The 21,945-nt window shown below is 46.4% G+C and carries 20 protein-coding genes and 1 other annotated feature; of the genes, 9 read left to right on the forward strand and 11 right to left on the reverse strand.

All coding sequences use genetic code 11. From position 1 onward, the window contains the following. Window positions 1-48 precede the first annotated feature (48 nt). Both AR543_RS16320 and AR543_RS16325 read left to right on the forward strand, forming a co-directional pair. Window positions 49-975 (forward strand): LysR family transcriptional regulator, encoded by a 927-nt coding sequence (locus AR543_RS16320; RefSeq protein ID WP_060535505.1) that lies wholly within the window; start codon window positions 49-51, stop codon window positions 973-975. 286 nt (window positions 976-1,261) lie between these two features. Beyond that, window positions 1,262-1,978 carry a DsbA family oxidoreductase gene (locus AR543_RS16325; RefSeq protein WP_060535506.1) on the forward strand — a complete coding sequence of 239 codons (717 nt, stop codon included), beginning with the start codon at window positions 1,262-1,264 and terminating at the stop codon, window positions 1,976-1,978. A gap of 117 nt (window positions 1,979-2,095) precedes the next feature. Here AR543_RS16325 and AR543_RS16330 read toward each other — a convergent pair whose 3' ends face one another. From AR543_RS16330 to AR543_RS16345, 4 genes are all read right to left on the reverse strand, one after another. Next, window positions 2,096-2,704 carry an alpha/beta hydrolase gene (locus AR543_RS16330; protein ID WP_060536821.1) on the reverse strand — a complete coding sequence of 203 codons (609 nt, stop codon included), beginning with the start codon at window positions 2,702-2,704 and terminating at the stop codon, window positions 2,096-2,098. A 13-nt stretch (window positions 2,705-2,717) separates the two neighbouring features. Then, window positions 2,718-3,662, reverse strand: coding sequence for a ring-cleaving dioxygenase (locus AR543_RS16335; protein WP_060535507.1), 945 nt, complete (start codon window positions 3,660-3,662; stop codon window positions 2,718-2,720). A gap of 219 nt (window positions 3,663-3,881) precedes the next feature. Beyond that, the gene (locus AR543_RS16340; RefSeq protein WP_060535508.1) at window positions 3,882-4,511 is read right to left on the reverse strand and encodes a histidine phosphatase family protein; all 630 of its coding nucleotides are present in this window, start codon (window positions 4,509-4,511) and stop codon (window positions 3,882-3,884) included. A 170-nt stretch (window positions 4,512-4,681) separates the two neighbouring features. Then, a complete protein-coding gene (locus AR543_RS16345; RefSeq protein WP_060535509.1) occupies window positions 4,682-5,494 on the reverse strand; it encodes a carbon-nitrogen family hydrolase in 813 nt (270 codons plus the stop codon). 196 nt (window positions 5,495-5,690) lie between these two features. On the opposite strand from AR543_RS16345, the gene AR543_RS16350 reads away from it, so the two are divergent. The 7 genes from AR543_RS16350 to mtnB all read left to right on the forward strand — a co-directional run bounded on the left by AR543_RS16350 (window position 5,691) and on the right by mtnB (window position 13,443). Then, window positions 5,691-6,902 carry a pyridoxal phosphate-dependent aminotransferase gene (locus AR543_RS16350; RefSeq protein WP_418304228.1) on the forward strand — a complete coding sequence of 404 codons (1,212 nt, stop codon included), beginning with the start codon at window positions 5,691-5,693 and terminating at the stop codon, window positions 6,900-6,902. 242 nt (window positions 6,903-7,144) lie between these two features. Continuing rightward, window positions 7,145-7,365: a binding site (T-box leader), on the forward strand. 60 nt (window positions 7,366-7,425) lie between these two features. After that, window positions 7,426-8,535: a glutamate 5-kinase gene (proB, locus tag AR543_RS16355; RefSeq protein ID WP_060535511.1), complete on the forward strand. Its 1,110-nt coding sequence runs from the start codon at window positions 7,426-7,428 to the stop codon at window positions 8,533-8,535. Window positions 8,536-8,643: 108 nt separating this feature from the next. Then, window positions 8,644-9,891 carry a glutamate-5-semialdehyde dehydrogenase gene (locus AR543_RS16360; protein ID WP_060535512.1) on the forward strand — a complete coding sequence of 416 codons (1,248 nt, stop codon included), beginning with the start codon at window positions 8,644-8,646 and terminating at the stop codon, window positions 9,889-9,891. A gap of 156 nt (window positions 9,892-10,047) precedes the next feature. After that, window positions 10,048-10,917: a pyrroline-5-carboxylate reductase gene (gene proC, locus AR543_RS16365; RefSeq protein WP_060535513.1), complete on the forward strand. Its 870-nt coding sequence runs from the start codon at window positions 10,048-10,050 to the stop codon at window positions 10,915-10,917. Further along, entirely contained in the window at window positions 10,914-12,128 is a 1,215-nt protein-coding gene (locus AR543_RS16370; RefSeq protein ID WP_060535514.1) for a 2,3-diketo-5-methylthiopentyl-1-phosphate enolase, read from the forward strand. The genes proC and AR543_RS16370 overlap by 4 nt, the downstream gene beginning before the upstream one ends. Continuing rightward, a complete protein-coding gene (locus AR543_RS16375; protein WP_060535515.1) occupies window positions 12,125-12,799 on the forward strand; it encodes a 2-hydroxy-3-keto-5-methylthiopentenyl-1-phosphate phosphatase in 675 nt (224 codons plus the stop codon). Before AR543_RS16370 ends, AR543_RS16375 begins: the two co-directional genes overlap by 4 nt. Further along, the gene (mtnB, locus tag AR543_RS16380; protein ID WP_060535516.1) at window positions 12,796-13,443 is read left to right on the forward strand and encodes a methylthioribulose 1-phosphate dehydratase; all 648 of its coding nucleotides are present in this window, start codon (window positions 12,796-12,798) and stop codon (window positions 13,441-13,443) included. Before AR543_RS16375 ends, mtnB begins: the two co-directional genes overlap by 4 nt. A 343-nt stretch (window positions 13,444-13,786) precedes the next feature. On the opposite strand, the gene AR543_RS16385 is transcribed toward mtnB, so the two are convergent. From AR543_RS16385 to AR543_RS16415, 7 genes are all read right to left on the reverse strand, one after another. Continuing rightward, complete coding sequence (locus AR543_RS16385; protein ID WP_060535517.1) at window positions 13,787-14,209, reverse strand: LysM peptidoglycan-binding domain-containing protein; 423 nt, start codon at window positions 14,207-14,209, stop codon at window positions 13,787-13,789. A gap of 1,156 nt (window positions 14,210-15,365) precedes the next feature. Next, window positions 15,366-16,061 carry a DnaD domain-containing protein gene (locus AR543_RS16390; protein WP_060535518.1) on the reverse strand — a complete coding sequence of 232 codons (696 nt, stop codon included), beginning with the start codon at window positions 16,059-16,061 and terminating at the stop codon, window positions 15,366-15,368. A gap of 54 nt (window positions 16,062-16,115) precedes the next feature. Continuing rightward, a complete protein-coding gene (asnS, locus tag AR543_RS16395) occupies window positions 16,116-17,408 on the reverse strand; it encodes an asparagine--tRNA ligase (protein WP_046226690.1) in 1,293 nt (430 codons plus the stop codon). A 38-nt stretch (window positions 17,409-17,446) separates the two neighbouring features. Beyond that, on the reverse strand, window positions 17,447-18,646 hold the full coding sequence (locus AR543_RS16400) for an acetate/propionate family kinase (protein WP_060535519.1): 1,200 nt from the start codon (window positions 18,644-18,646) through the stop codon (window positions 17,447-17,449). Continuing rightward, a complete protein-coding gene (locus AR543_RS16405; RefSeq protein ID WP_060535520.1) occupies window positions 18,643-19,515 on the reverse strand; it encodes a 3-hydroxyacyl-CoA dehydrogenase family protein in 873 nt (290 codons plus the stop codon). Before AR543_RS16405 ends, AR543_RS16400 begins: the two co-directional genes overlap by 4 nt. A gap of 265 nt (window positions 19,516-19,780) precedes the next feature. Continuing rightward, the gene (locus tag AR543_RS16410) at window positions 19,781-21,283 is read right to left on the reverse strand and encodes an AAA family ATPase (protein WP_060535521.1); all 1,503 of its coding nucleotides are present in this window, start codon (window positions 21,281-21,283) and stop codon (window positions 19,781-19,783) included. Next, window positions 21,283-21,810 (reverse strand): hypothetical protein, encoded by a 528-nt coding sequence (locus AR543_RS16415; protein WP_060535522.1) that lies wholly within the window; start codon window positions 21,808-21,810, stop codon window positions 21,283-21,285. The genes AR543_RS16410 and AR543_RS16415 overlap by 1 nt, the downstream gene beginning before the upstream one ends. Window positions 21,811-21,945 lie beyond the last annotated feature (135 nt).

Genomic DNA, 21,945 nt, shown 5'->3' on the forward strand with positions numbered 1-21,945 from the left:
AGTTATAGGTTTATCTTATAAGACAACAAGGAATAAAGGGGACATCTTATGGAACTCAGACAATTACAATATGCACTGCAAATTGCAGCGGAACGCAACTTTTCAAGAGCAGCCGAGAAGCTTCATATTGCACAACCTTCTCTTAGCCAGCAGTTGTCCAAGCTGGAAAAAGAATTGGGTGTGCTGCTGTTCCAGCGTAATACCAGCACAGTAGAACTTACCCATGCCGGGTCCAGCTTTGTAGAGCATGCCCAAAAAATTATCGATTCTGTCGAACAACTGCGCAAAGAGATGGCTGATATTTCCCAGCTGCAGAGTGGACGTGTCATCGTAGGCAGTATGCAAATTACAGGCTCTCATCTGCTGCCGCATGTACTGCCTGCTTTTCGTGCAGCCTATCCACAGATCGATGTCGTTCTGCTGGAAGACACTTCACTCAATCTGGAAAAGCTGACCGCCAGCGGCCAGACGGATCTCAGTCTGCTCGCTCTGCCGCTGACCGAATCCTCGCTTACCTACGAACCGGTAGCAGAGGAATTGATCGATCTGGCTGTTCCGCCTACGCATCCTCTTGCTCAGCGCTTTCTGGCAGGTGATCATACTCCGGTCAAGCTGTCCGAGCTAAAAGACGAGTCATTTATCGTATTGAAAAAAGGACAGGGCTTCCGCAAAATTGTGTTCGATGTATGCGGAGAAGCCGGATTTGAACCCCAGGTTGTATTTGAAAGTAACAATATCGAGACGATCCAGTCTCTGGTTGCTACAGGTATGGGCGTTACTTTTGTACCGCATTATATTGCCCGGGCACGCCGCGGTGAATTTCTGCCGGTCTATCTCCCTCTAGCAGAGCCTATCCCCAGTCGTACACTTGTTATCGCCCGACGCAAAGGACGTTATTTATCCAAAGCAGCAGAAGCTTTTATCGAGACATTCAAGGAAACGATGGCAAATGTAGTCACCCAGGAACGAATCTAATTGGTATAAGCAAAGGAAGTCCCAGATAGTAAAGCTCACCCTGCAATGACAGAGGTATTTATTTTCTATAATGATATTCTCAAAATATAAATATTGATTCATAACAGAATCGGATATTTAGTAGATTTTCAAATATGTATATTTGTTAGTTGATTATTAAAAGTAATTATTGTAGGATAAAATTATATACTTGGTGACTGACCGTCTGTCAGAAGCATGCGCGCACTTTATAGCCATGAACACATACACAGGCAAAGCAGCAACTAATGATCTGGAGGTTTTATCAATGAAAATCGATATCTGGTCCGACTATCAGTGTCCTTTCTGCTATATCGGCAAAACAAGACTGCAAAATGCTTTGGCGCAATTTCCACATGCCGACGAAGTAACCGTCAATTACAAAAGCTTTGAGCTTGATCCGTCGGCAGAACGTGATATTCCACTGAATATTTATGAAAGTCTTGCTCAAAAATACGGCACAACTATCGAACAGGCACGTCAGATGAATGTGAATATAGGTGCACAGGCGGCTCAGGAAGGACTGGATTTCCAATTTGACAGCATGATCCTGACCAACAGCTTTGATGCACATCGTCTGATGCAATACGCAGCTGATCAAGGCAAAGCCGAAGAAATGAATGAAGCTCTGTTCCGGGCCTACTTTACGGAATCCCGTCATATTGGCGACCATGCTACGCTGATCGATATCGCCGAAAGCGTTGGGCTTGACCGTCAGCAAACTACAGCTATGCTGGAAAGCGAGCAGTATGGAGATCTGGTACGACGTCAGGAACATCTCGGCAGCCAGCTCGGAATCACTGGTGTACCTTTCTTTGTTATCAATGATAAATATGCTGTATCCGGTGCCCAGCCAACCGAAATGTTCACCAAAGCGCTGAATGATATCTGGACAGAAGACCATCCACTGCAAATGCTCGGCAATTCGGCTGATGGGGACATGTGTACAGACGATTCCTGTGCGATGCCGGAAGATCGGAAATAACCTTTAATCTTCTATCTTTATTTTCACTACAAAAAAACGGGACAACGCGTTATGTTAACGCGGTCCCGTTTTTTGTGCAGATTCCATAATCAATATAGGCTGCTTTATTACATTCGTTTAGCGAACTTTGGCTGCGTACCATGCTGCAGCAGCCTGTACCTCGGTGGTCGTCAGTTGGTGACCACTATTTTCCCAGTGCATCTGCACATCGGCTCCTGCATCTGTCAGCATTCGTCCCAGCTCTTCACTCTCTGCACGCGGAATAATAGGATCATTCGTACCAGAACCCATAAATACAGGAATACCGTTCAAATCTGGAAGCTGAATACTGCGCAGTGGTACCATGGCATGATGCAAAATCGCTCCTTGCAAAGACTGCGCATCATGGAACAGCAGACTGGCTGCAATATTGGCTCCATTGGAATAACCGACTGCAATTATTTTACGACGGTCAAATCCATATTCCTCTGCAGCTGCATCCAGAAAGGCATTCAGTTCATGCGTACGTGCAATCAGATCCGGTTCGTCAAATACGCCTTCGGCCAGCCGGCGGAAAAAGCGTGGCATACCATTCTCCGATACATTGCCTCTGACACCAAGCACCGAAGCTTCCGGTGCCAGCATCCCTGCAAGCGGCAGCAGATCATGTTCGTTACCGCCCGTGCCGTGCAGCAGGAGCAGGACAGGCAGATCGGGATTTGTTCCCTGTTTGAATATATGCTTCATAGTCAGTGTCATCTTATTTGCCCTCCACTTTGCGTACCTGAATAGGAAGCAAATTATTTTGGATCAATTCACGCTGCGGCTCATACCACTCCGGCAGCATCAGTTTACTACCCATCTGTTCAGCCGTCTCGTCATTGGCAAATCCCGGAGGATCTGTCGCAATCTCAAACAATATGCCGCCATCTTCACGGAAATACACGGCATTAAAGTATTGACGATCAATCACTGGCGTAGGCTGGAATCCTGCTGCAGATACTTGTTCGCGCCACTGCTCATGCTCTGCAAAATCCGCTGCCCGCCAGGCAATATGGTGAACGGTTCCTGCTCCACCGATTCCACGCGGCAGATCCCGGGAATTCACATCGATAATATTACCGATATCACCGACAGCTTTGAAGCGTACGTAACCGTCTTCTTCACCGATTCGGGTCAAGCCAAGTACATGCTCGATAGTATGCAGTGTGCGTTCGGGACGTCCGCTGAATAATACACCACCGCCAAAACCTTTGATGGCCTGTGCAGAAGTAATTCCATCCCATTCCCAGGTACTGGCAGCTCCTTCTTCACGTTCTGCCAGTTCAATACGCAGTCCGTCATAGTCGGTAAAGCGAAGCAATTGCTCACCAAAGCGTTCTGCTTTTTCCACATGAATATTCAGACGGTTCAGACGCTCTTCCCAGAAAGGCAGAGCACCCGGCGGTACGGCAAATACAGTAATGCCGAGTTGGCCGGCACCGATAACCCCTTTACGAGAACCCGGCTGCGGGAAAAAGGTAACGATAGTTCCCGGGCTGCCGCCTTCATTACCAAAATACAAGTGATATACCTCGGGAGCATCAAAGTTGATCGTCTGTTTTACCATGCGAAGTCCAAGAATGCCTGCATAAAAATCTACATTGCGCTGTGGATCCGTAACAAAAGAAGTAATGTGGTGAATTCCTGCTGTACGAAGTGTCATTATAGCCAGCTCCTTTTTCATTATTAATTGGATTGTTGGATATTTTTAGTATTTCATGGATGTGTTATTGGTGAAGAAATAATCTTGTTTTAAATATCTTAATTTATAGATAATTTCTATATCTTTATTATATCCAGTTTGTCCAAGAATGAAAGGGGGTAAAGCAAAACAGTTTTGAAAGTACAACTAACTAACTTTTAGTAAGTTAAATTATCTGTTTTATTTTCCTTTCTGTTCTATTCTTTCTTTATTTAAATGAGAAATGGATGCAAAAGAGATGAGCTTGTACTTTCCTTTGTCATATACTAATTCGGTAATCGAACATTCCGGAATCAGCGTACTCTGGACTGCAATAAATTCCGGATGCCACTGTGTTAGCTGCTGCTGTGGTATGGCACCAACCAGCCAATCCGTAATCAGTCCGCCATGCGTTACAATAACGATCGTGCTGTCTACTGGATATTGTTCTGCCAATTCGGATAATACCATACCCAACCTCTCGCCTGCTTGTCCGGCAGAATCTCCTACGGGTGGTATATAATTCCGATCCGCTGTGCAGCGCTCCCACATTTCCACAAACTGCTCAAAAGTCTGACCCGGCATATCTCCCCAATTGGCACGCTCTCTTAGACGAGGCTCCTTTTGCAAAGGACTCTGAACTGCAGTAGCAATATAGGCAGCTGTTTCCTCTACTCTGCGCAGTGGACTGGCAATCACGGCAGTAACTGAATACTGCTGTAAATAGGCAGCCGTAAGCTGCGCCTGACTTTTCCCTTCATCTGTGATTCCTACATCGCCCCTTGTTTTCTCTTTCAGTGCATGCCTGATCAGCAAAAATGTTGTACTCATTCTATCGGCCTCCATTTTATATCAACAAAAGTAATATGTAAGCGTTATCTATATTCCCACTAAAGAAACGTTCATCCCAAGGCTATATATAGCGAATGAACGGTTTCTTTAGTGCGGACGGTTAGACTGCCTTATTCCATTATATAAGCTATCTTATTATAGAGGATTTATTATTTCTCTTCGTGCCGATACAGCTCCGGACGGCGATCGGTAAATACGGGAATTCGTCCACGTACCTCTTCGGATAAATCCAGATCTATCGTTGCTGTCAGTATACCTTCTTCATCATTACTTTCTGCCACAATTTCGCCCCACGGATCAATAACCATCGAATGACCAAAGAAGTGACTTTTCTCGTCCCGTCCCACCCGATTACAGGCAATCACATACATCTGATTCTCGATTGCGCGGGCTGTCAACAAGGTACGCCAGTGATTCAGACGGGGATGCGGCCACTCTGCCGGTACGAACCAGACTTTGGCTCCAGCCAGTGCCAGTGTACGCGCCAGTTCGGGAAACCGGATATCATAACAGATCGAAGCGGCTGCGGTAATATCGCCGAGAGGGAACAGTGCCGTTTCTTCACCTGGTTGCATAAACTTTTCCTCATTCATTAATTTGAATAAATGAATCTTGTCATAGCGGGCTGTCCGTTCCCCATCCGGGCCAAACACATACAGCGTATTATAAAATCCCGACTGCCGCTGCTCGGAGATTGATCCTCCTACCAGAGTAATCTTGTAATGCCGGGCAGTCTCGCTCATCCAGAATGTATACGGCCCATTTTCCGGCTCTGCCAGTCCGTCCAGCCGATCCAGCGCATAGCCTGTATTCCACATTTCGGGCAGGACAATCACATCCGGTCTTGGCTGGGCTTCCATCGCCCGGGTAATCCATTCTTCGGCTCGCTGCAGATTCACTTCCGGATTGCCCAGTTCAATATCCATCTGGATTAGACTAATATGTAAAGCGCGCGTGGTCATTATTATTCTCTCCTTACTATTCAATTCCGGTAGCACACTGCGGCGCTATCCAGCTTGCCTCCATCATATCCTTAGTATTCCGGTAAAATCAATGCCCTGCCTGTGGTTTGCACAAAATACATCTATACGCATCGGATAAATCGTGATAGATTAGGAAGACTATGTAGATTTTACCCAAAATGAACCTACCGGAGTGATGAATACGATGCAAAATAACAACAACGGAACAGGCTCTGCTTTTGCTATCCAGCCTGCCGGTGTGATGAATCAGCTGCCCGAGCAGTTTTTTGCCAAACTCGTTCAGGATGTCAATCGGCAGGTCGCTGCCGGACATGATGTTATCAATCTTGGACAGGGGAATCCCGACCAGCCGACTCCTCCGCATATCGTCGAGGAGCTGCGCGAAGCGGCAGGCAACCCGCAGTATCACAAATACTCTCCATTTTCCGGCTATGCTTTTCTCAAGGAAGCTGCGGCCCAGCGCTACAAGGAAGATTACAATGTAGATCTGGACCCGGAGACGGAGGTAGCTATATTATTCGGAGGCAAAACAGGACTGATCGAAATCAGCCAGATCATGCTGGAATCCGGCGATATCTGCCTCGTACCTGATCCGGGTTATCCCGATTACTGGTCAGGCGTAGCATTATCCGGTGCAGAGATGGCTTTTATGCCGCTGACCGAGGATCATGCCTATCTACCGGACTATAGTGCGATTGCTCCCAAGGTGCTGGAGCGTGCCAAGCTCATGTTTCTCAATTATCCGAATAACCCAACCTCCGCAACGGCTCCATATTCTTTTTATGAACAAACCGTACAGTTTGCAAAAGAAAATCAAATTGTGGTGGCCAGCGACTTTGCCTATGGTGCAATAGGATTTGACGGTGAACAACCGGTCAGCTTTCTGCAGGTGCCGGGTGCCAAGGAAGTGGGCGTCGAATTCTACACTCTATCCAAAACCTACAATATGGCTGGCTGGCGTGTCGCGTTTGCTCTGGGCAACAAGGAAATTATCCGCCTGATCAATCTGATGCAGGATCATGTCTATGTCAGTCTGTTTGGTGGTATTCAGGCAGCAGCGGCACGCGCACTTACCGATGATCAGCAATGTGTCAAAGATCTGGTACACATGTATGAGTCCCGGCGGAATGCTTTCTTTGAAGAACTGGAGCAGATCGGCTGGAAAGCAGAAGCTCCCAAAGGCTCTTTCTTCTGCTGGCTTCCTGTACCGGACGGCATGAATTCCAGAGAATTTGCTACTTTGCTGCTGGAAAAGGCGCATGTCGCTGTAGCCCCGGGCATCGGTTTTGGTACGAATGGAGAAGGCTACGTGCGTATTGGCCTGCTCACATCGGAAGAACGTCTGCGTGAAGCCGTTCGTCGCATCGGTAAACTGAACCTGTTCTGAGACAGAGAATAGATCTACGTGTTCAACAGACGATAGGATCAGGAATAGATCGCAGATTTTTATATAGCATGCTAACCAAACTTTTTGCTGGAAGCAAGCAATGCGGTGCTTGGCAAAAGTAACGTAACGTGCTATTCTAATGTGCAATACCAGCAATGATCACATTGTGGATGTCGGACAGAGCTTCTTTTGCAGGGGGTTATATTCCTGTGATTAAGCAGCTGTCCTGATAATAGCATGAAATAATTGCAATGACGGGAATAGTAAGCAACCCCGCGGCGTGCATAGAGAGTGAATCCCACCGGCTGAAAGGATTCACCGCCTGCCTTTGCCGAACCTGCCCCCGAGCTTTCAGCGCCCAAACGCTGAACGGTCTTCCTCCGTTATAAGGGAATGGAGCCGGACAGAAGCTTTTTCTGTCAACAAAGGTGGTACCGCGGAAGTACAGACTTTCGTCCTTTTGTATCAATCGATACAGGGGATGAAAGTCTTTTTTTGTATGAATCAAAGGAGTGAATAGTTAATGGTACAACAGCGTATTGTCGTCAAAATCGGCAGCAGCTCGCTGACAGGTCCTCAGGGTGGACTAAATCATGAAGCCGTCCAATTTTTTGCAGCGGAAATTGCTGCTCTTCAGCAGGCTGGATATTCGGTACTGCTGGTAACGTCGGGAGCGGTAGCAGCAGGCTTCCGGGAAATCGGATATAGCATGCGTCCGCGGCTGCTGCACGAAAAGCAGGCAGCTGCTTCGGTCGGTCAGGCCCTGCTGATGCGTGATTACCAGGAGGCTTTTGGCAAACATGGTATCGTCAGCGCCCAGATCCTTCTGACACGAAGTGATTTTAACCATCGCAAGCGGGCGGCCAATGCCAGTATGACCATCGAGGAACTGCTCAAACAAGGTGTCATTCCGATTATTAACGAGAATGATACCGTCTCCGTGGACGAACTCAAGTTTGGCGATAATGATACATTATCCGCATTGGTGGCCAATCTGGCCAAAGCATCCAATCTGCTCATTTTGACCGATATGGATGGTCTATATACAGCCGATCCGCGCAAAGATCCGTCTGCTGTACGTTATGAACAGATTGAAGAGATTACAGACGAAATCTATGCGATGGCCGGTGGAGCCGGTTCGGCAGTAGGCACAGGCGGTATGCGTTCCAAGGTGGATGCTGCCAAAATCGCCACCCGTGGCGGTGTACCGGTATTTGTCGGTCAGGTACGCGAGATCGGCGATCTGCTGAATGCCGCCCACGGAACCGGGAAAGGGACTTATTTTACAACCCACACCTCTTCCCTGCCGATGAAAAAGCAGTGGCTCGGCTTCCTCTCCATCCCGCTCGGTACATTGATTGTCGACCAGGGCGCAGAAAAAGCATTGCTGCATCAAGGTCGCAGTCTGCTGCCAGTAGGTATACGTCAGGTAGAAGGACAATTTCATATTGGCGATGTCGTCGAAGTACAGAATCTGCAAAAAGAAATACTGGGGCGTGGCATTGTCAATTACGATCATGATCAGCTGCAGCAGATCGCCGGTCTGCCTAGTACCGATATTGCTGCCAAGCTGGGCATTGAGGATATCCAGCATCTGGAAGCTATTCACCGGGATGAATGGATTACACTATAGGTACACAGTACAAATTGCATAATTAACAAATACTGTACCAACCCAGAAATTTTACAATTTGATATCAATCATAAAGTGAATTAAAAACTATATCCAGGAGGTATTCCCATGAGTGAAGTAGTTAACAAAGCTACACTGGCCCATCAAGCAGCAGGCAAGCTGGCCAATCTGAGCACATCTGCCAAAAATGAAGCGTTGATGCTAATGGCCGAAGCACTTGTTCATCAGGCCGATTCTATTATTACAGCGAATGATGAAGATATTGAACGGGGGCGCCGCGAAGGAACTTCCGAGTCCATGCTGGATCGGCTGCGTCTGGATTATATGCGTATCGAAGCTATCGCCTCAGCATTGCGCCAAATTGCTGATCTGGATGATCCTGTAGGTACGCTGTTGGAGACAATCGAGCGGCCCAACGGCTTGATTATCGAGAAAATTCGCGTACCGCTCGGTGTGATCGGTATTATCTACGAAGCTCGTCCCAATGTGACCGTAGATGCTGCAGGATTATCACTCAAAACAGGCAATGCAGTCGTGCTGCGAGGCGGTTCGGCAGCCTTGTCTTCCAACCGACGGATTGTTGAAGTGTTGCATGAAGCGCTGGAACATTCGGCGATGCCCAAAGAAGCGCTCCAGCTGATCGAAGATGCGGATCGTGCTTCGGTCAATGAACTAATGAAGTTAAACGGCCTTATTGATGTAATTATTCCACGGGGCGGCAGTTCCCTGATCCAGAATGTCGTACAGAACTCTACAGTACCTGTAATTGAGACAGGTGCCGGCATCTGTCATACATGGATTGATGCTTCTGCAGATAGCGATATGGCCCGCGATATTGTACTCAATGCCAAAGTACAGCGCCCTTCGGTGTGCAATTCGATGGAGACACTGCTCGTTCATACCGGCTATGATCAGGCGGCTTTTTTGCAGCTGGCAGATGCACTGCGTCAGCATCAGGTAGAGATTCGCGGCTGCTCACATACCCGTGAGTTGCTGCCATGGGCAGAGAGCGCCACCGAGCAGGATTATGCTACCGAGTACAACGACTACATTTTGAATATTAAATTCGTAAATAATCTGGATGAAGCGCTCCAGCATATTGCAACTTATGGTACCAAACATTCCGAGTGTATCGTTACACGTGATGAAGAAAATGCCGCCCGGTTCATGCAGGAAGTCGATGCAGCCGCTGTATATCATAATGCCTCTACTCGCTTCACCGATGGATTCGAGTTCGGATTCGGTGCAGAGATCGGCATCAGTACACAAAAACTGCATGCACGCGGTCCAATGGGACTGCCTGCACTCACTTCCACCAAATACCGCATCTATGGCAACGGCCAGATTCGCCAGTAAGCAGTCTATCGGCTGCTCCTGCATTCAAGCAGTGAGCAGCTTCTTACTAAGAAGCCGTAAGCGATGAATCCTGCCATTTATGAAATTACGATGTACTTGTTTACTCTATGCAAGCCAACCTTCCATGAAGGTTTTAATAGAAAGGATGAATGTATGATGAGTCACTCTACACAGCAGCACACACTTATCGAGGAGCCAATATGTTTTTATGGAGCAGGTTCGATGGCGGAAGCCATTTTGCGAGGATTGGTGCATCGCTCGGTTGTTGTACCCGGTCAGGTTACTATGCTGAACCGCGGCAACCAGGAACGTCTCAATTATCTGATTCAGCGCTATGGCGTATCCGTTATCGCTCATGAATCGGAGCGCGAAAATGTACTTCGTACTTCCAAAGTAATCGTCTTGGCGATGAAACCAGCAGATGCTGCACAGGCATTGCGCCACCTGGGTCCTCTGCTCAGCCCGAATCAGCTGCTCGTATCTGTTATCGCAGGTCTATCTGTAGAAAGTATTCAGCATCTGCTCGGACAGCGTCAGCCTGTTGCCCGTACTATGCCGAATACATCCAGCACGATCGGTCTTGGTGCAACAGGAATTGTCTTCTCGGATGAAGTATCTGCCGATCAGAGAAGATTGGTACGCTATCTGTTTGAAGCTGTGGGCACCGTGACCGAAATCGAGGAAAACCAGATGGAAACGCTGACCGGTATTTCCGGAAGTGGCCCGGCTTATATATACTATATGATGGAAGCGATGATCGAAGCGGGTATTCAGGGCGGACTGAGCATGGAGCAGGCACGCGAACTGACGATACAGACAGCTATCGGTGCCGCTCATATGGTACAGCAGACCGGTGAAGATCCTGCTGATCTGCGTGCCAAAGTAACTTCTCCCAATGGAGCTACCGCAGCCGCTGTAAAGGTATTTGAAGAGGAACATATGAAAGATACCATTATCCGCGCGATCGAACGCTGTACAGAGCGCTCCCGCGAAATGGGAGCCGTATTAAAGGAGGAAAATTCATGAGTTACTGTATCGCTTCTTACCGCATTCATGACGACAAAGCAGATTTCCACAAAAAAGCCCAATCGATCGCGGTCGGTATGACTGTAGGCAGCTGGACAGAGCTTCCTGCTGCCAAGCAGGAGTCTATGAAAAAGCATTTGGGCGAAGTCATTTCGGTAGAAGTGCATGAACCTGCTGGTGGTGAGCGTTATGCCGATGTACGTATTGCTTATCCGGATGCGAATTTCAGCAGTGATATTCCCGCACTGCTGGTGACCGTATTTGGCAAAATCTCTATGGATGGACGCATCAAATTGACTCATCTGGAGTTCTCCGAATCCTTCCTGAGCCATTTCAAAGGACCAAAATTCGGTATCCACGGTGTTCGCCAGCTGCTCGGTGTAACTGAGCGTCCACTGCTGATGAGCATTTTCAAATCGGTTATCGGTCATGATCTCGACGAGTTGACCCGTCAATTCAGTGCACAGGCACTGGGGGGCGTAGATCTGATCAAGGATGACGAGATTCTGTTTGAGAATGAACTGACACCGATCGAGAAACGTGTAGCTGCCTGCCGTAAAGCTGCAGAAGCTGCCCAGGCAGAAACAGGCAAAAAAGTGCTGTATGCCGCTAACCTGACCGGTCATACTTTCCAATTGAAGGAACAGGCCAAAAAAGCAATCGATGCTGGCGCAAGTGCACTGCTGCTCAATGTATTGTCCTATGGCTATGATGTATTGTCCGAGCTGAGTGCAGATCCGGATATTTCGATTCCGATCATGGCACATCCAGCGCTTGCAGGCGCCTACTACCCTTCACCTTATTACGGTATCTCGGCTTCCGTACTGCTTGGTCAGCTGATGCGGCTGGCAGGTGCGGATCTGGTCTTATTCCCTTCTCCGTACGGCTCGGTAACAATGCCGCGTGAGGAAAACATGGCAATTCGCGAACAGCTCATCACTGGAAGTCTCCCGTACAAGCAGAGCTTCCCGGTGCCATCTGCAGGCATTCATCCAGGACTTGTTCCTTTGATTCTCAAGGACTTTGGTACAGATGTCATTATTAATGCAGGCGGAGGTATTCACGGGCATCCAGGTGGCGCGAGCGCAGGCGGAAGAGCTTTTCAGCAGGCAATCGATGCTGCACTGTCCGGTGTATCGCTGGCGGATTATGCTGTCCAGGGACATCAGGAGCTCGCCCAGGCGATTGAGATCTGGGGTGGAGAACGATGACATCCAGACAGCCGGTTATTTTCTGTGATTTCGATGGTACGATTACCAACACCGATAATATCGTTGCTATTATGAAGCACTTTTCTCCTGCCGGTTATGAAGAGATCATGCAGGAAGTGGTTGCCCAGAAACGATCGATCCGCGATGGAGTAGGTGCAATGTTCGCGCTGATGCCATCCTCCAGCAAAAACGAGATTATCGAGTTTGTGATGACACATGCGGGTATCCGCGAAGGATTTCCGGAATTTCTGAATCTGGTGCGAGAGCATCAGATCCCGTACTATGTGACGAGCGGCGGTATTGATTTCTTTCTCAAACCGCTGCTGGAACCATTCGGGATCCCGGAAAACCATATCTTCTGCAATAGTGCCGATTTCTCCGGTGAACATATCGAAATATTGTGGCCGCACCCCTGTGATGAACACTGCCAGAATGATTGCGGCATGTGTAAAACGACCGTTATGCGCGAGTTTCCACCAGAGCAGTATGAACGTATCCTGATCGGCGACAGTCTGACTGATTTTGAAGGTGCACGTATAGCCGATCTGGTCTACTCCCGATCTGTATTAACAGATAAATGTAGAGAGCTGGATGTACCGCATGTTGCTTTCCAAACTTTCCATGATATTATTAACGACTTCCGTCAACGAATAGGAGCGATTCATTCATGAGCTTTGTAACTATACCTCTTGAGCAAAAACAGGCTGTATTGCAAGAATTAGGCGGCATCAAGGAACAGTTTGCGGCACGTCACTGGTTCCCTGGTACAAGCGGCAATCTATCCCTGCGTGTAGGCGATTATACCCCGGATAATTTCCATTTTGCTATTACTGCCAGCGGCAAGGACAAATCAGTCAGTACCCCTTCGGATTTTCTGTTTGTCGATCAGGAAGGGCATCCATGCGAGGCTACCGGTCTGAAACCAAGCGCAGAGACACTGATTCATTGCGAAATTTATCGGGAGACAGGCTGCGGTGCTGTATTCCATGTACACACCGTGTTCAACAATCTGGTCAGTGAATATTTTGGTGAAAAAGGCGCTGTGCCTATTCAAGGGCTGGAACTAATCAAAGCTTTTAATATCTGGGAAGAAAACGCGGCGATTACTATTCCTGTACTGCCCAACTATGCGGAGATTCCCCGTATCGCCGAGCTGGTATCCGGCGTACTGAACCCTGCTATTCCGGGCATCCTGCTGCGTGGTCATGGTATTTATGCCTGGGGGAAAAACGCATTCGAAGCCAAACGTCATCTGGAAGCTTTTGAGTTTATTTTTGAATATATTTATCGCGATCTGCTGCTGCGCAAATCGTAAGCAGATCACTTTTAAAAATCTATCTGTATAAAACCGAACTTAAAAGTATCTATATAGGTTTTCGTTCGGTTTTACTCCTATGAAAGCGTACAAAAAAGCTGACATTCACTGGAATGTCAGCTTTTATTGTATAAAAAACTAATTTTATTATTGCCCTTTGTAACAAATACCCGTATACTGAATTAAATTATAAAAACAGACATACAGTATCGATTGATTCTGCATATCTGGAATTGCATGTTACATAAAATAAGATCTAGAGCAGGAACCCATTTGTGGCAGCAAATGAGCTCCATCTATGCTCTATTCATCCCTCTGCTCTTGGCCGATCAGTGGATAATTCTTATTTTTGTGGAACAGTCAGTTGGTAACCAGCAGGCAGCAGGTTGTTGGCAGCAACCAGTTGGTCTACAGTGATACCGTATTGAGCAGCGATTTCAGTCAGGCTGGCACCTTGTGGAACAACAACAACGATATCTTGTTTAGCTTCTGTTTTAGTTGGAGCAGTTGTCTCAGTTGGGGCAGCTGCTTCTTCTTTTGTAGTTGTATCTTCTTTAGTACCAAACAGTGCATTGAATTGTGCAGTTTGTGCTGCTACGAATGCAGCGTTATCAGCACGTGCTTCTTCTCTATCTTGTCTTTTATCGTGGCTGGATTTCTCAGCTGCAAAAGCGTGAGTTCCACCTACTGGTGCTACTACTGCAACAGCTCCAACACTTGCTGCTACTACTGTGGACAATAATACTTTTTGAATTTTTGCGTTCATGGTTTTAACTCTCCTCTAATTATGTTTTTGTACATCGTTATTTAAGTAAACTCCTGTTACCAATCCTGATGCTTATTTTGCTTTGTACTACTGGTGTGATGAAGTAGACCAATGAATAAATATAAACTATTACATACGTTTTTCAAACAACCGGTACTTGTTTCTTACGGGCACAAGTTACTTTACTCCTATTTCAAATAAATTGCAAGCCTAATGAAATCAGTACGGATATGATTTTGTAAAATTAAATTCAATATTGACTATATACTTACCTAATTATTAGAACGCTTACATTTTACATAGATTTTACAAGGTGATTTTTTTCCTGCATATTGTTTCATTTTTATTTTATAATTCCGACTACTTCACTCGTTGTTCACAATTTGTTTTATATTTTCGGACATGTTAGCTATTTTGACAATTTTTATACTTGTTTTATGAACATTTGCTTACTAATTGAATCAATAAGTTTAAAGATTTAGCCAATCCAAAAGATTGTATAATTATATACATATTCTAAATAGCTTGCTGTATATAGGTTTACTATTGAAAATTCCTGCTCTATTTTCAATAGTATTCTGAATTTTTACGAAACATATTAATTAAATTCCATACTTATGATGTGATATATACTTACATATGCACTTTGATTTTAAAATCTTTATAGAATTATTTTCATCTTTATAATCTTACAACGAGAATTAGACAATATAGGTTAAATACGATTTAACAAATATTTATTCATAAATAAGTATATAAATTCACACAAAAGAAATTATATTAAATAACCTAAAAAGTAAATTAATGTAATTACCAAAACAGGAAATACCCTTAAAATTTTTTTTCAATTTTCTTTTTTATTTTGATTTTAATAAGGATTTTCTGTTTTCATATCGTAATTTATCGCATGCTCATGTTGTTATTATATTCGTATTATTTCATTTCCTATTTATAATTTGCTTGCTCCAGCATTAATCGCCAGGTATCTGATAAACACGAATCTATCTTGCCATCTGTACAAAGACATACCAAAAAGGCTGCTTCCACAAATACATAGCGGAAGCAGCCTTTGGCATACTAATTATTCTGGCACTATCTGACAGCCATCCTGTCTGAAATACATTGCCCAGAAGCTGTCATTACCATTATTGATCATTTACCGCTGACGGAACTTTTGCGTGTATGCTCTGGCGTCTTCAGCCGTACGTACACGGTTTCGGTTCCATTCCAGTAAAATACGATCTATATATCGGAAATGGAGCTTACCAGCGAATACAGACTCTTTGAGCGCCATCAGGATCAATTCTTCCGGGTACCGGTCCTGATCCAGCCAGCCGGAGATCGTTTCGCACTCCATCGGCGACAAAGGACGGGCAAATTCCTTTTCAAAAATAATAAAAAGGTTACGCTCCCGCTCTTCTTCTTTGCTTGCCTGGTTCACAGCTGCTGCAGGCGGCTGATTGATCGCCGTAATACGTTCCTGCTGCTCGGACGCCAGAATCGTGCCCAGCTTCTCATACAGGCCGCTAAGATCATAACGTTCATAACGAATGCCTGTCATCGGGTCCTGTTCGTCTTCGATCCCGATAAATCCGGCTTTCATCAGCTTCTGGATACGGGCAGCGATTATGCCAGGTGCTGCACCCGTTCTCCATTCCAGCTCTTCCAGCGTCGGAAATTCATTATGCTCTACCTGACGGAAAGACAGCAGCTGCAATAGCAGCATCGCTTCAGCATCATCCAGATCCAGCGCCTGATAATACTTTAGCAGTGCATAAGGAATATTGGCTGTCTGCATGCCCATTGTGTACGCAGCGCCTTTTGCCCATGCTTTCCATTGTTCTCCGCCCATTGTTTTAATCATCCTTTCTATACGTCCACCCTGAGTCATGTGTCCGTACAGAAATTATGGATACAGACGATACAGCATACGAGGGAAAGCAATAGTTTCGCGTACATGATCCAGACCACAGATCCATGCTACTGTACGCTCCAGACCCAGTCCGAATCCGGAGTGAGGCACGGTTCCGTACGTACGAAGGTCCATGTACCATTGATAAGCTTCGCCCAGATTGTGCTCCTGGAAGCGCTGCTCCATCAATTCCGGATCGTCGATACGCTGTGATCCGCCAATAATCTCTCCATAACCTTCTGGAGCGATCATATCTGCACACAGAACAACTTCCGGACGCTCTGGATCAGGCTTCATGTAGAATGCTTTGATGTCTTTTGGATAATGGGTAATAAATACTGGTTTGTCATAGGCTTCGGCAATCGCAGTCTCGTGCGGTGCGCCAAAGTCGTCCCCCCAAGGGATATCGAATCCTTTGCCTTTGAGGAACTCAATCGCTTCATCATAAGTGATGCGCGGGAATGGACCAACGATATGTTCCAGCTTGGTTACATCGCGTTCCAGCGTCTCCAGCTCGGCGCGACAGTTTTTCAGTACGGACTGAACCACATGGGATACAAACTGCTCCTGTACTTCCAGACTTTCCTCGTGCGTAGTAAATGCCATTTCCGGCTCGATCATCCAGAACTCGATCAGGTGACGACGGGTTTTGGATTTTTCGGCGCGGAATGTCGGACCGAACGAATAAACTTTACCCAGTGCCATTGCAGCAGCTTCCATATACAGCTGACCACTTTGTGTCAGGTAAGCATCCTCGTCAAAATATTTAATATGGAACAGCTCGGTTGTATCTTCGGCCGCGGAAGGCGTCAGAATTGGCGGATCCACTTTGGTAAATCCATTCGTGTTGAAAAATTCCTGAACCGCACGAATAATCTCGGCGCGGATAACCATCACTGCACGCTGACGATTCGAACGCAGCCACAGGTGGCGATGATCCATCAGGAAATCAACACCGTGTTCTTTTGGAGTGATCGGATATTCGGAAGTGATATGAATAACTTCAATATCGGTAACCGTCATTTCGTAGCCGGATTTACTGCGCGGCTCTTCACGGATAATACCTGTTACGTACAGGGAGCTCTCCTGGGTCATGCTTTTCGCATCATTCCAGACACTTTCCGGTACTTCGCTTTTGACAACAACGCCCTGGATGTAGCCTGTACCATCACGCAGCTGCAAAAACTGGATTTTACCGCTGGAACGTTTGTTGTTAATCCATGCTCCAATCGTTACGGTTTCGCCAATATGCTCATTGACTCTTTTAATAACGGTTTTAGTGGACATTCTTTCATTCTCCCCTTGTCTATACCATGCTGTTGTTTTTACTTGTTGATGAGTTGGTAGGTATCGCGAGCGATAACCAGCTCTTCATTGGTAGGTACAACCAGCACTTCTACTTTGGAATTTGGTGTGGAAATGCGGCGTGGATCGCCGGAACGTACTTTGTTCAGTTCCTCATCGATCTCTACACCCAGATAGCTCAGGTTCTCACAAACGGCTTTACGCACGATTGCAGAGTTCTCGCCTACACCGGCTGTAAATACGAGTACATCAACACCGTTCATTGCTGCTGCATAAGAACCGATGTATTTACGCAGACGATATTCGTACATTTCGAATGCCAGTGTGGAATGAGGATCGCCTTTTTCCAGACCATCAGTGATTTCGCGCATATCACTGCTGATTCCGGAAATCGCCTGCAGACCACTGTGCTTGTTCAGCATCAGATTCACTTCGCTGACTGTCAGCTCTTCCTTGTTCATGACATAAGGTACGATCGCCGGATCAAGATCACCACTGCGTGTACCCATCATCAGACCTTCAAGAGGCGTCATACCCATGGAAGTATCTACGGAGATACCACCCTGTACAGCAGTCAGACTACCGCCGTTACCGATATGGGCAGTGATTACTTTGAGATCTTCCAGCGGCTTGCCCAGGAAATCGGCTGCTGCACGGCTTACATAATAGTGGGACGTGCCATGGAATCCATAGCGACGTACTTTGTATTTGTTGTAAAGTACCCGCGGAATTGCGTACAGATATGCTTTTTCAGGCATTGTCTGGTGGAAGGCTGTATCAAATACAACAACCTGCGGTACGCCCGGCATATTGATTTCGGAAGCTTCAATACCCATGATTGCAGCCGGATTATGCAGTGGTGCCAGATCGATCAGTGCACGAATATCTTTTTTGGCCTGCTGGTCAACAACAGCAGACTCTTTGAAAAATTCACCGCCGTGTACAACGCGGTGTCCGACAGCATTGATTTCACTTACACTTTCCAGAACGCCATGCGTTTTGTCAGTCAGCTTGTCGATAACTTTACGGATCGCTGTGTTATGCTCCAGAATTTCGCTAACTTCGGTGACTTCGTCTTTGCCTGTCGGCTTGTGAGTCAGAATGGAAGAGTCCATCCCGATCCGCTCTACCAGACCTTTGGCCAGAACGGATTCATCGGTCATATCATACAGCTGGTATTTGAGTGAAGAACTACCTGAGTTGATTACGAGTACTTTCATATCCGGTCACCATCCTTGTCATACTTGAAGAATCCTTCGCCTGTTTTCACGCCGAGACTACCTGCACGCACCATTTTTTTCAAAATGATCGCTGGACGGTATTTCAGCTCGCCATACTCACGGAACATGCGCTCCAGAGCAGCATTGACAGAATCCAGACCAAAGCGGTCTGCCATTTCCAGTGGTCCGTATTGGAACTGGTAGCCGACACGCATAGCATCGTCGATATCTTCAGCAGAAGCTACGCCTTCTTCAAGCACATGCAGTGCTTCGTTGATCAGCAGACAGATAATACGGCTTGTTACGAAACCAGGAGATTCGTAAACCATGATTCCTCTTTTTTCCACAGTCTCTTCCACAAAGTTTTTGGTTTGATCAAAAGTCTTGTCGGAAGTACGCAGGCCACGGATAATTTCAACCAGGTCGATTTTGGATACCGGATAGATAAAGTGAAGTCCGATTACACGCTCCGGATATTTGGTCGAGCTAGCCAGCTCGGTCAAACTGAGCGTAGACGTGTTGCTCGCCAGAATAACGCTGCTGGAGCAAACCTGATCCAATTGCGCGAACACTTCTTTTTTCGCTTCTGGATCTTCGCTGATTGTCTCGATAACCAGATCACAGGAACCGAGTTCCGCAAAATGAGTCACTTTCTGGATTTTGCCGAGAATTAGCTTTTTCTCTGCCTGGGTCAGTGCCCATTTTTCCATTTGCTTGTCCAGACTGGTCTCGATCATGCTCCACGCATTATCCAGTTTCTCTGGAGTCTTCTCAACCAACAGCACCTCGATACCTTTTTTGGCCAGCATTTCTGCAATGCCCTGACCCATTGTACCGCCGCCGATAACGCCGACTTTTTTAAAATTCATGCTTTCTATTCCACCCTTCCAATATTCAGTATGGTATAAGCTAAACCATCTAGCCGGACACCATCTGGCCCTTCACACTTTCATATTCTTCTCAAGCTCTATTTAAAGCAAAACAGAACAAGACAAACGATTGTTTTGGTCTATTTTAATTATGCCAAGCATAAGAAATGTAATGATGAAAAATGCCGGGCTTCTATATAATCTCCAACATCTAATAATACCGTAGCACAGGCAAAAAGTAAAAAAAAAGTACCAGCTTAGTGAATTAAGCTGGTACATTTGAACTTTTCTTGAATTGTTCACGGAATTGCTCGCCCGAGAGGATTTCTTCCTGTAATAAAATGTCAAGGGAGCTGTCAAAAATGTGGCGGCGTTCTTCCAGCAGCTTGCGGGTACGCTCACCCAGATCTTCCAGAATCGCATTGCTTTCTTTCATCAGCAATTCTTTGGGAACCATATTGATCGTTACGATACCGAGTTTGGTGAGACCGGCTTCTACCATGTTCTGTACGATATTCAGCGCTTGGTCAAAGTCACCTCTGGAGCCTGTACTGCGGCCTTCATAATACATTTCTTCAGCGGCTGCACCGGCAAGAGCGATCATGATTTGCTCTTCCAGGAATGGCTTGGTATACAGATATTGTTCTTGCTGTGGATTATGACGAACATAACCGAGTGCCTGGCCGCGCGGACTTAGAGCAACCTGGCCCACACTATTCGGACGGACAACCTCTGCCATAATCGCATGACCGAGTTCGTGAATAGCGACGCGCTGTTTTTCTTCGGCGCTGGATTCGCGGTCTGTTTTCTCGCCCATCATTACTTTATCGATCGCCATCGACATATGACGCTGGCTGATCACTTCTTCATCCTGACGCATAGCATAGATAGCTGCTTCGTTCATGACGCTTTCCAATTGTGCACCGGAGAAGCCATAAGCCTCTTCAGCCAGTTTATCCAGATTGGCTTCTGCAGCCATCGGTTTGTTGGCAGCATGCAGTTCCAGGATATGCTTGCGACCTTTTTTGTCCGGCAGATCCACTTGAATATGACGGTCAAAACGGCCTGGACGCAGCAGAGCGCTGTCCAGCATTTCTTTACGGTTGGTTGCGGCGATAATCAGAATACGTGGTGCTTCATTGCTATAGATACCATCCATCTCGGTAAGCAATTGGTTCAGCGTCTGATCATACTCACGCTGTTGTCCACCTTCACGCTTACCACCGATTACATCAATTTCATCAATAAAGATAATCGCACTTTGTTTGTTTTCTTTGGCAGCACGGGTACGTGCATCCTTGAACAGGTCACGGATACGACCGGCACCGACACCAACATACATTTCCACAAATTCACTACCGGAAGCACTAACAAATACGGAATTGGTATAATGTGCAGCCGCTTTGGCCATCAGCGTTTTACCGGTTCCCGGAGGGCCTGTCAGCAGGATCCCTTTCAGTGGACGAATACCAAATTTATTGATTTCATCATGACGCACGAGGAAATCCAGTGCTTCGCGCAGTTCGCGCTTGGCATTGTCCTGACCACCAATTTGTTCAAAAGTCAGTTTGACCGGACCATTTTTTTTGCGATTGCGTTCTTGACTCGCACCGACAGCCAGTCCACCGCGCATTTGCATAAAGAACAGGATGCCGCCGACAACAGCTGCAAGCAGCAGCAAAGGCAGTATATTATAGCCTACGTATAGCAGGAAAATAAGCAGAACAGGTACAAATCCGATAACGATTTCTTTGGTCCATTTAGGCATTAGGCATTCCCTCCTGTAACTTGAGCAGTACGCGGCAGAATCAGAAACTTGCTGGCTTTACCATTGCTTAGGGATACATAGACATTACGATCATCCATCTCTGCTTTGGCCTGAACACCAGTGTTCAGTTTGGCGATTTCTTCAAGAGTCTTGGGGATTTCGGTATATTCACGATTGGCCATTGCCTGGGATACAGGGAACATTGCATTTTCCCATATCTTGTTAAGCTTGTCGTCGGAATGGTCAATCACTTCTAATTTGAGAGTACGTGTACCCAGAATATCAGTGCTTTGTTTGTGGATTTGTTGAACAAGAGCTCCCAAATCTGCTTCTGGTTTCAAATCGAGTTTCAAAGCTACCTCTTTCTGGTTAATAGTAACCTGGGCGGAGTTGACACCCGGATAAGATTGGACAATTTTCATAAGCGGATTGTGAAGGGTAAGTTGTCGATACGTAAACCAGCCCCCAAACAGTACGGCAATTGAAACGACCACGGTAATCATAACAGGCAGCGCCCGAAGTTTCATACATGTCCTCCTCTGTGTATATACAAGATGCAGTTATTTTTTGTATAACTTTATTTCGGCAGACAATGGCCTTTCGGTAACCCAAAAACGACAGGTTTTTTTGTGCTTTCTAAAAATATTTTACACAAATTGTAG

It is taken from the genome of Paenibacillus bovis (assembly GCF_001421015.2).
Taxonomy (GTDB): domain Bacteria; phylum Bacillota; class Bacilli; order Paenibacillales; family Paenibacillaceae; genus Saccharibacillus; species Saccharibacillus bovis.

What these genes read in the sequence shown, in the direction of transcription:
- AR543_RS16320 (WP_060535505.1), top strand. Translation starts at nt 49, where the DNA reads ATGGAACTCAGACAATTACAATATGCACTGCAAATTGCAGCGGAACGC.
- AR543_RS16325 (WP_060535506.1), top strand. Translation starts at nt 1,262, where the DNA reads ATGAAAATCGATATCTGGTCCGACTATCAGTGTCCTTTCTGCTATATC.
- AR543_RS16330 (WP_060536821.1), bottom strand. Translation starts at nt 2,704, where the DNA reads ATGAAGCATATATTCAAACAGGGAACAAATCCCGATCTGCCTGTCCTG.
- AR543_RS16335 (WP_060535507.1), bottom strand. Translation starts at nt 3,662, where the DNA reads ATGACACTTCGTACAGCAGGAATTCACCACATTACTTCTTTTGTTACG.
- AR543_RS16340 (WP_060535508.1), bottom strand. Translation starts at nt 4,511, where the DNA reads ATGAGTACAACATTTTTGCTGATCAGGCATGCACTGAAAGAGAAAACA.
- AR543_RS16345 (WP_060535509.1), bottom strand. Translation starts at nt 5,494, where the DNA reads ATGACCACGCGCGCTTTACATATTAGTCTAATCCAGATGGATATTGAA.
- AR543_RS16350 (WP_418304228.1), top strand. Translation starts at nt 5,691, where the DNA reads ATGAATACGATGCAAAATAACAACAACGGAACAGGCTCTGCTTTTGCT.
- proB (WP_060535511.1), top strand. Translation starts at nt 7,426, where the DNA reads ATGGTACAACAGCGTATTGTCGTCAAAATCGGCAGCAGCTCGCTGACA.
- AR543_RS16360 (WP_060535512.1), top strand. Translation starts at nt 8,644, where the DNA reads ATGAGTGAAGTAGTTAACAAAGCTACACTGGCCCATCAAGCAGCAGGC.
- proC (WP_060535513.1), top strand. Translation starts at nt 10,048, where the DNA reads ATGAGTCACTCTACACAGCAGCACACACTTATCGAGGAGCCAATATGT.
- AR543_RS16370 (WP_060535514.1), top strand. Translation starts at nt 10,914, where the DNA reads ATGAGTTACTGTATCGCTTCTTACCGCATTCATGACGACAAAGCAGAT.
- AR543_RS16375 (WP_060535515.1), top strand. Translation starts at nt 12,125, where the DNA reads ATGACATCCAGACAGCCGGTTATTTTCTGTGATTTCGATGGTACGATT.
- mtnB (WP_060535516.1), top strand. Translation starts at nt 12,796, where the DNA reads ATGAGCTTTGTAACTATACCTCTTGAGCAAAAACAGGCTGTATTGCAA.
- AR543_RS16385 (WP_060535517.1), bottom strand. Translation starts at nt 14,209, where the DNA reads ATGAACGCAAAAATTCAAAAAGTATTATTGTCCACAGTAGTAGCAGCA.
- AR543_RS16390 (WP_060535518.1), bottom strand. Translation starts at nt 16,061, where the DNA reads ATGGGCGGAGAACAATGGAAAGCATGGGCAAAAGGCGCTGCGTACACA.
- asnS (WP_046226690.1), bottom strand. Translation starts at nt 17,408, where the DNA reads ATGTCCACTAAAACCGTTATTAAAAGAGTCAATGAGCATATTGGCGAA.
- AR543_RS16400 (WP_060535519.1), bottom strand. Translation starts at nt 18,646, where the DNA reads ATGAAAGTACTCGTAATCAACTCAGGTAGTTCTTCACTCAAATACCAG.
- AR543_RS16405 (WP_060535520.1), bottom strand. Translation starts at nt 19,515, where the DNA reads ATGAATTTTAAAAAAGTCGGCGTTATCGGCGGCGGTACAATGGGTCAG.
- AR543_RS16410 (WP_060535521.1), bottom strand. Translation starts at nt 21,283, where the DNA reads ATGCCTAAATGGACCAAAGAAATCGTTATCGGATTTGTACCTGTTCTG.
- AR543_RS16415 (WP_060535522.1), bottom strand. Translation starts at nt 21,810, where the DNA reads ATGAAACTTCGGGCGCTGCCTGTTATGATTACCGTGGTCGTTTCAATT.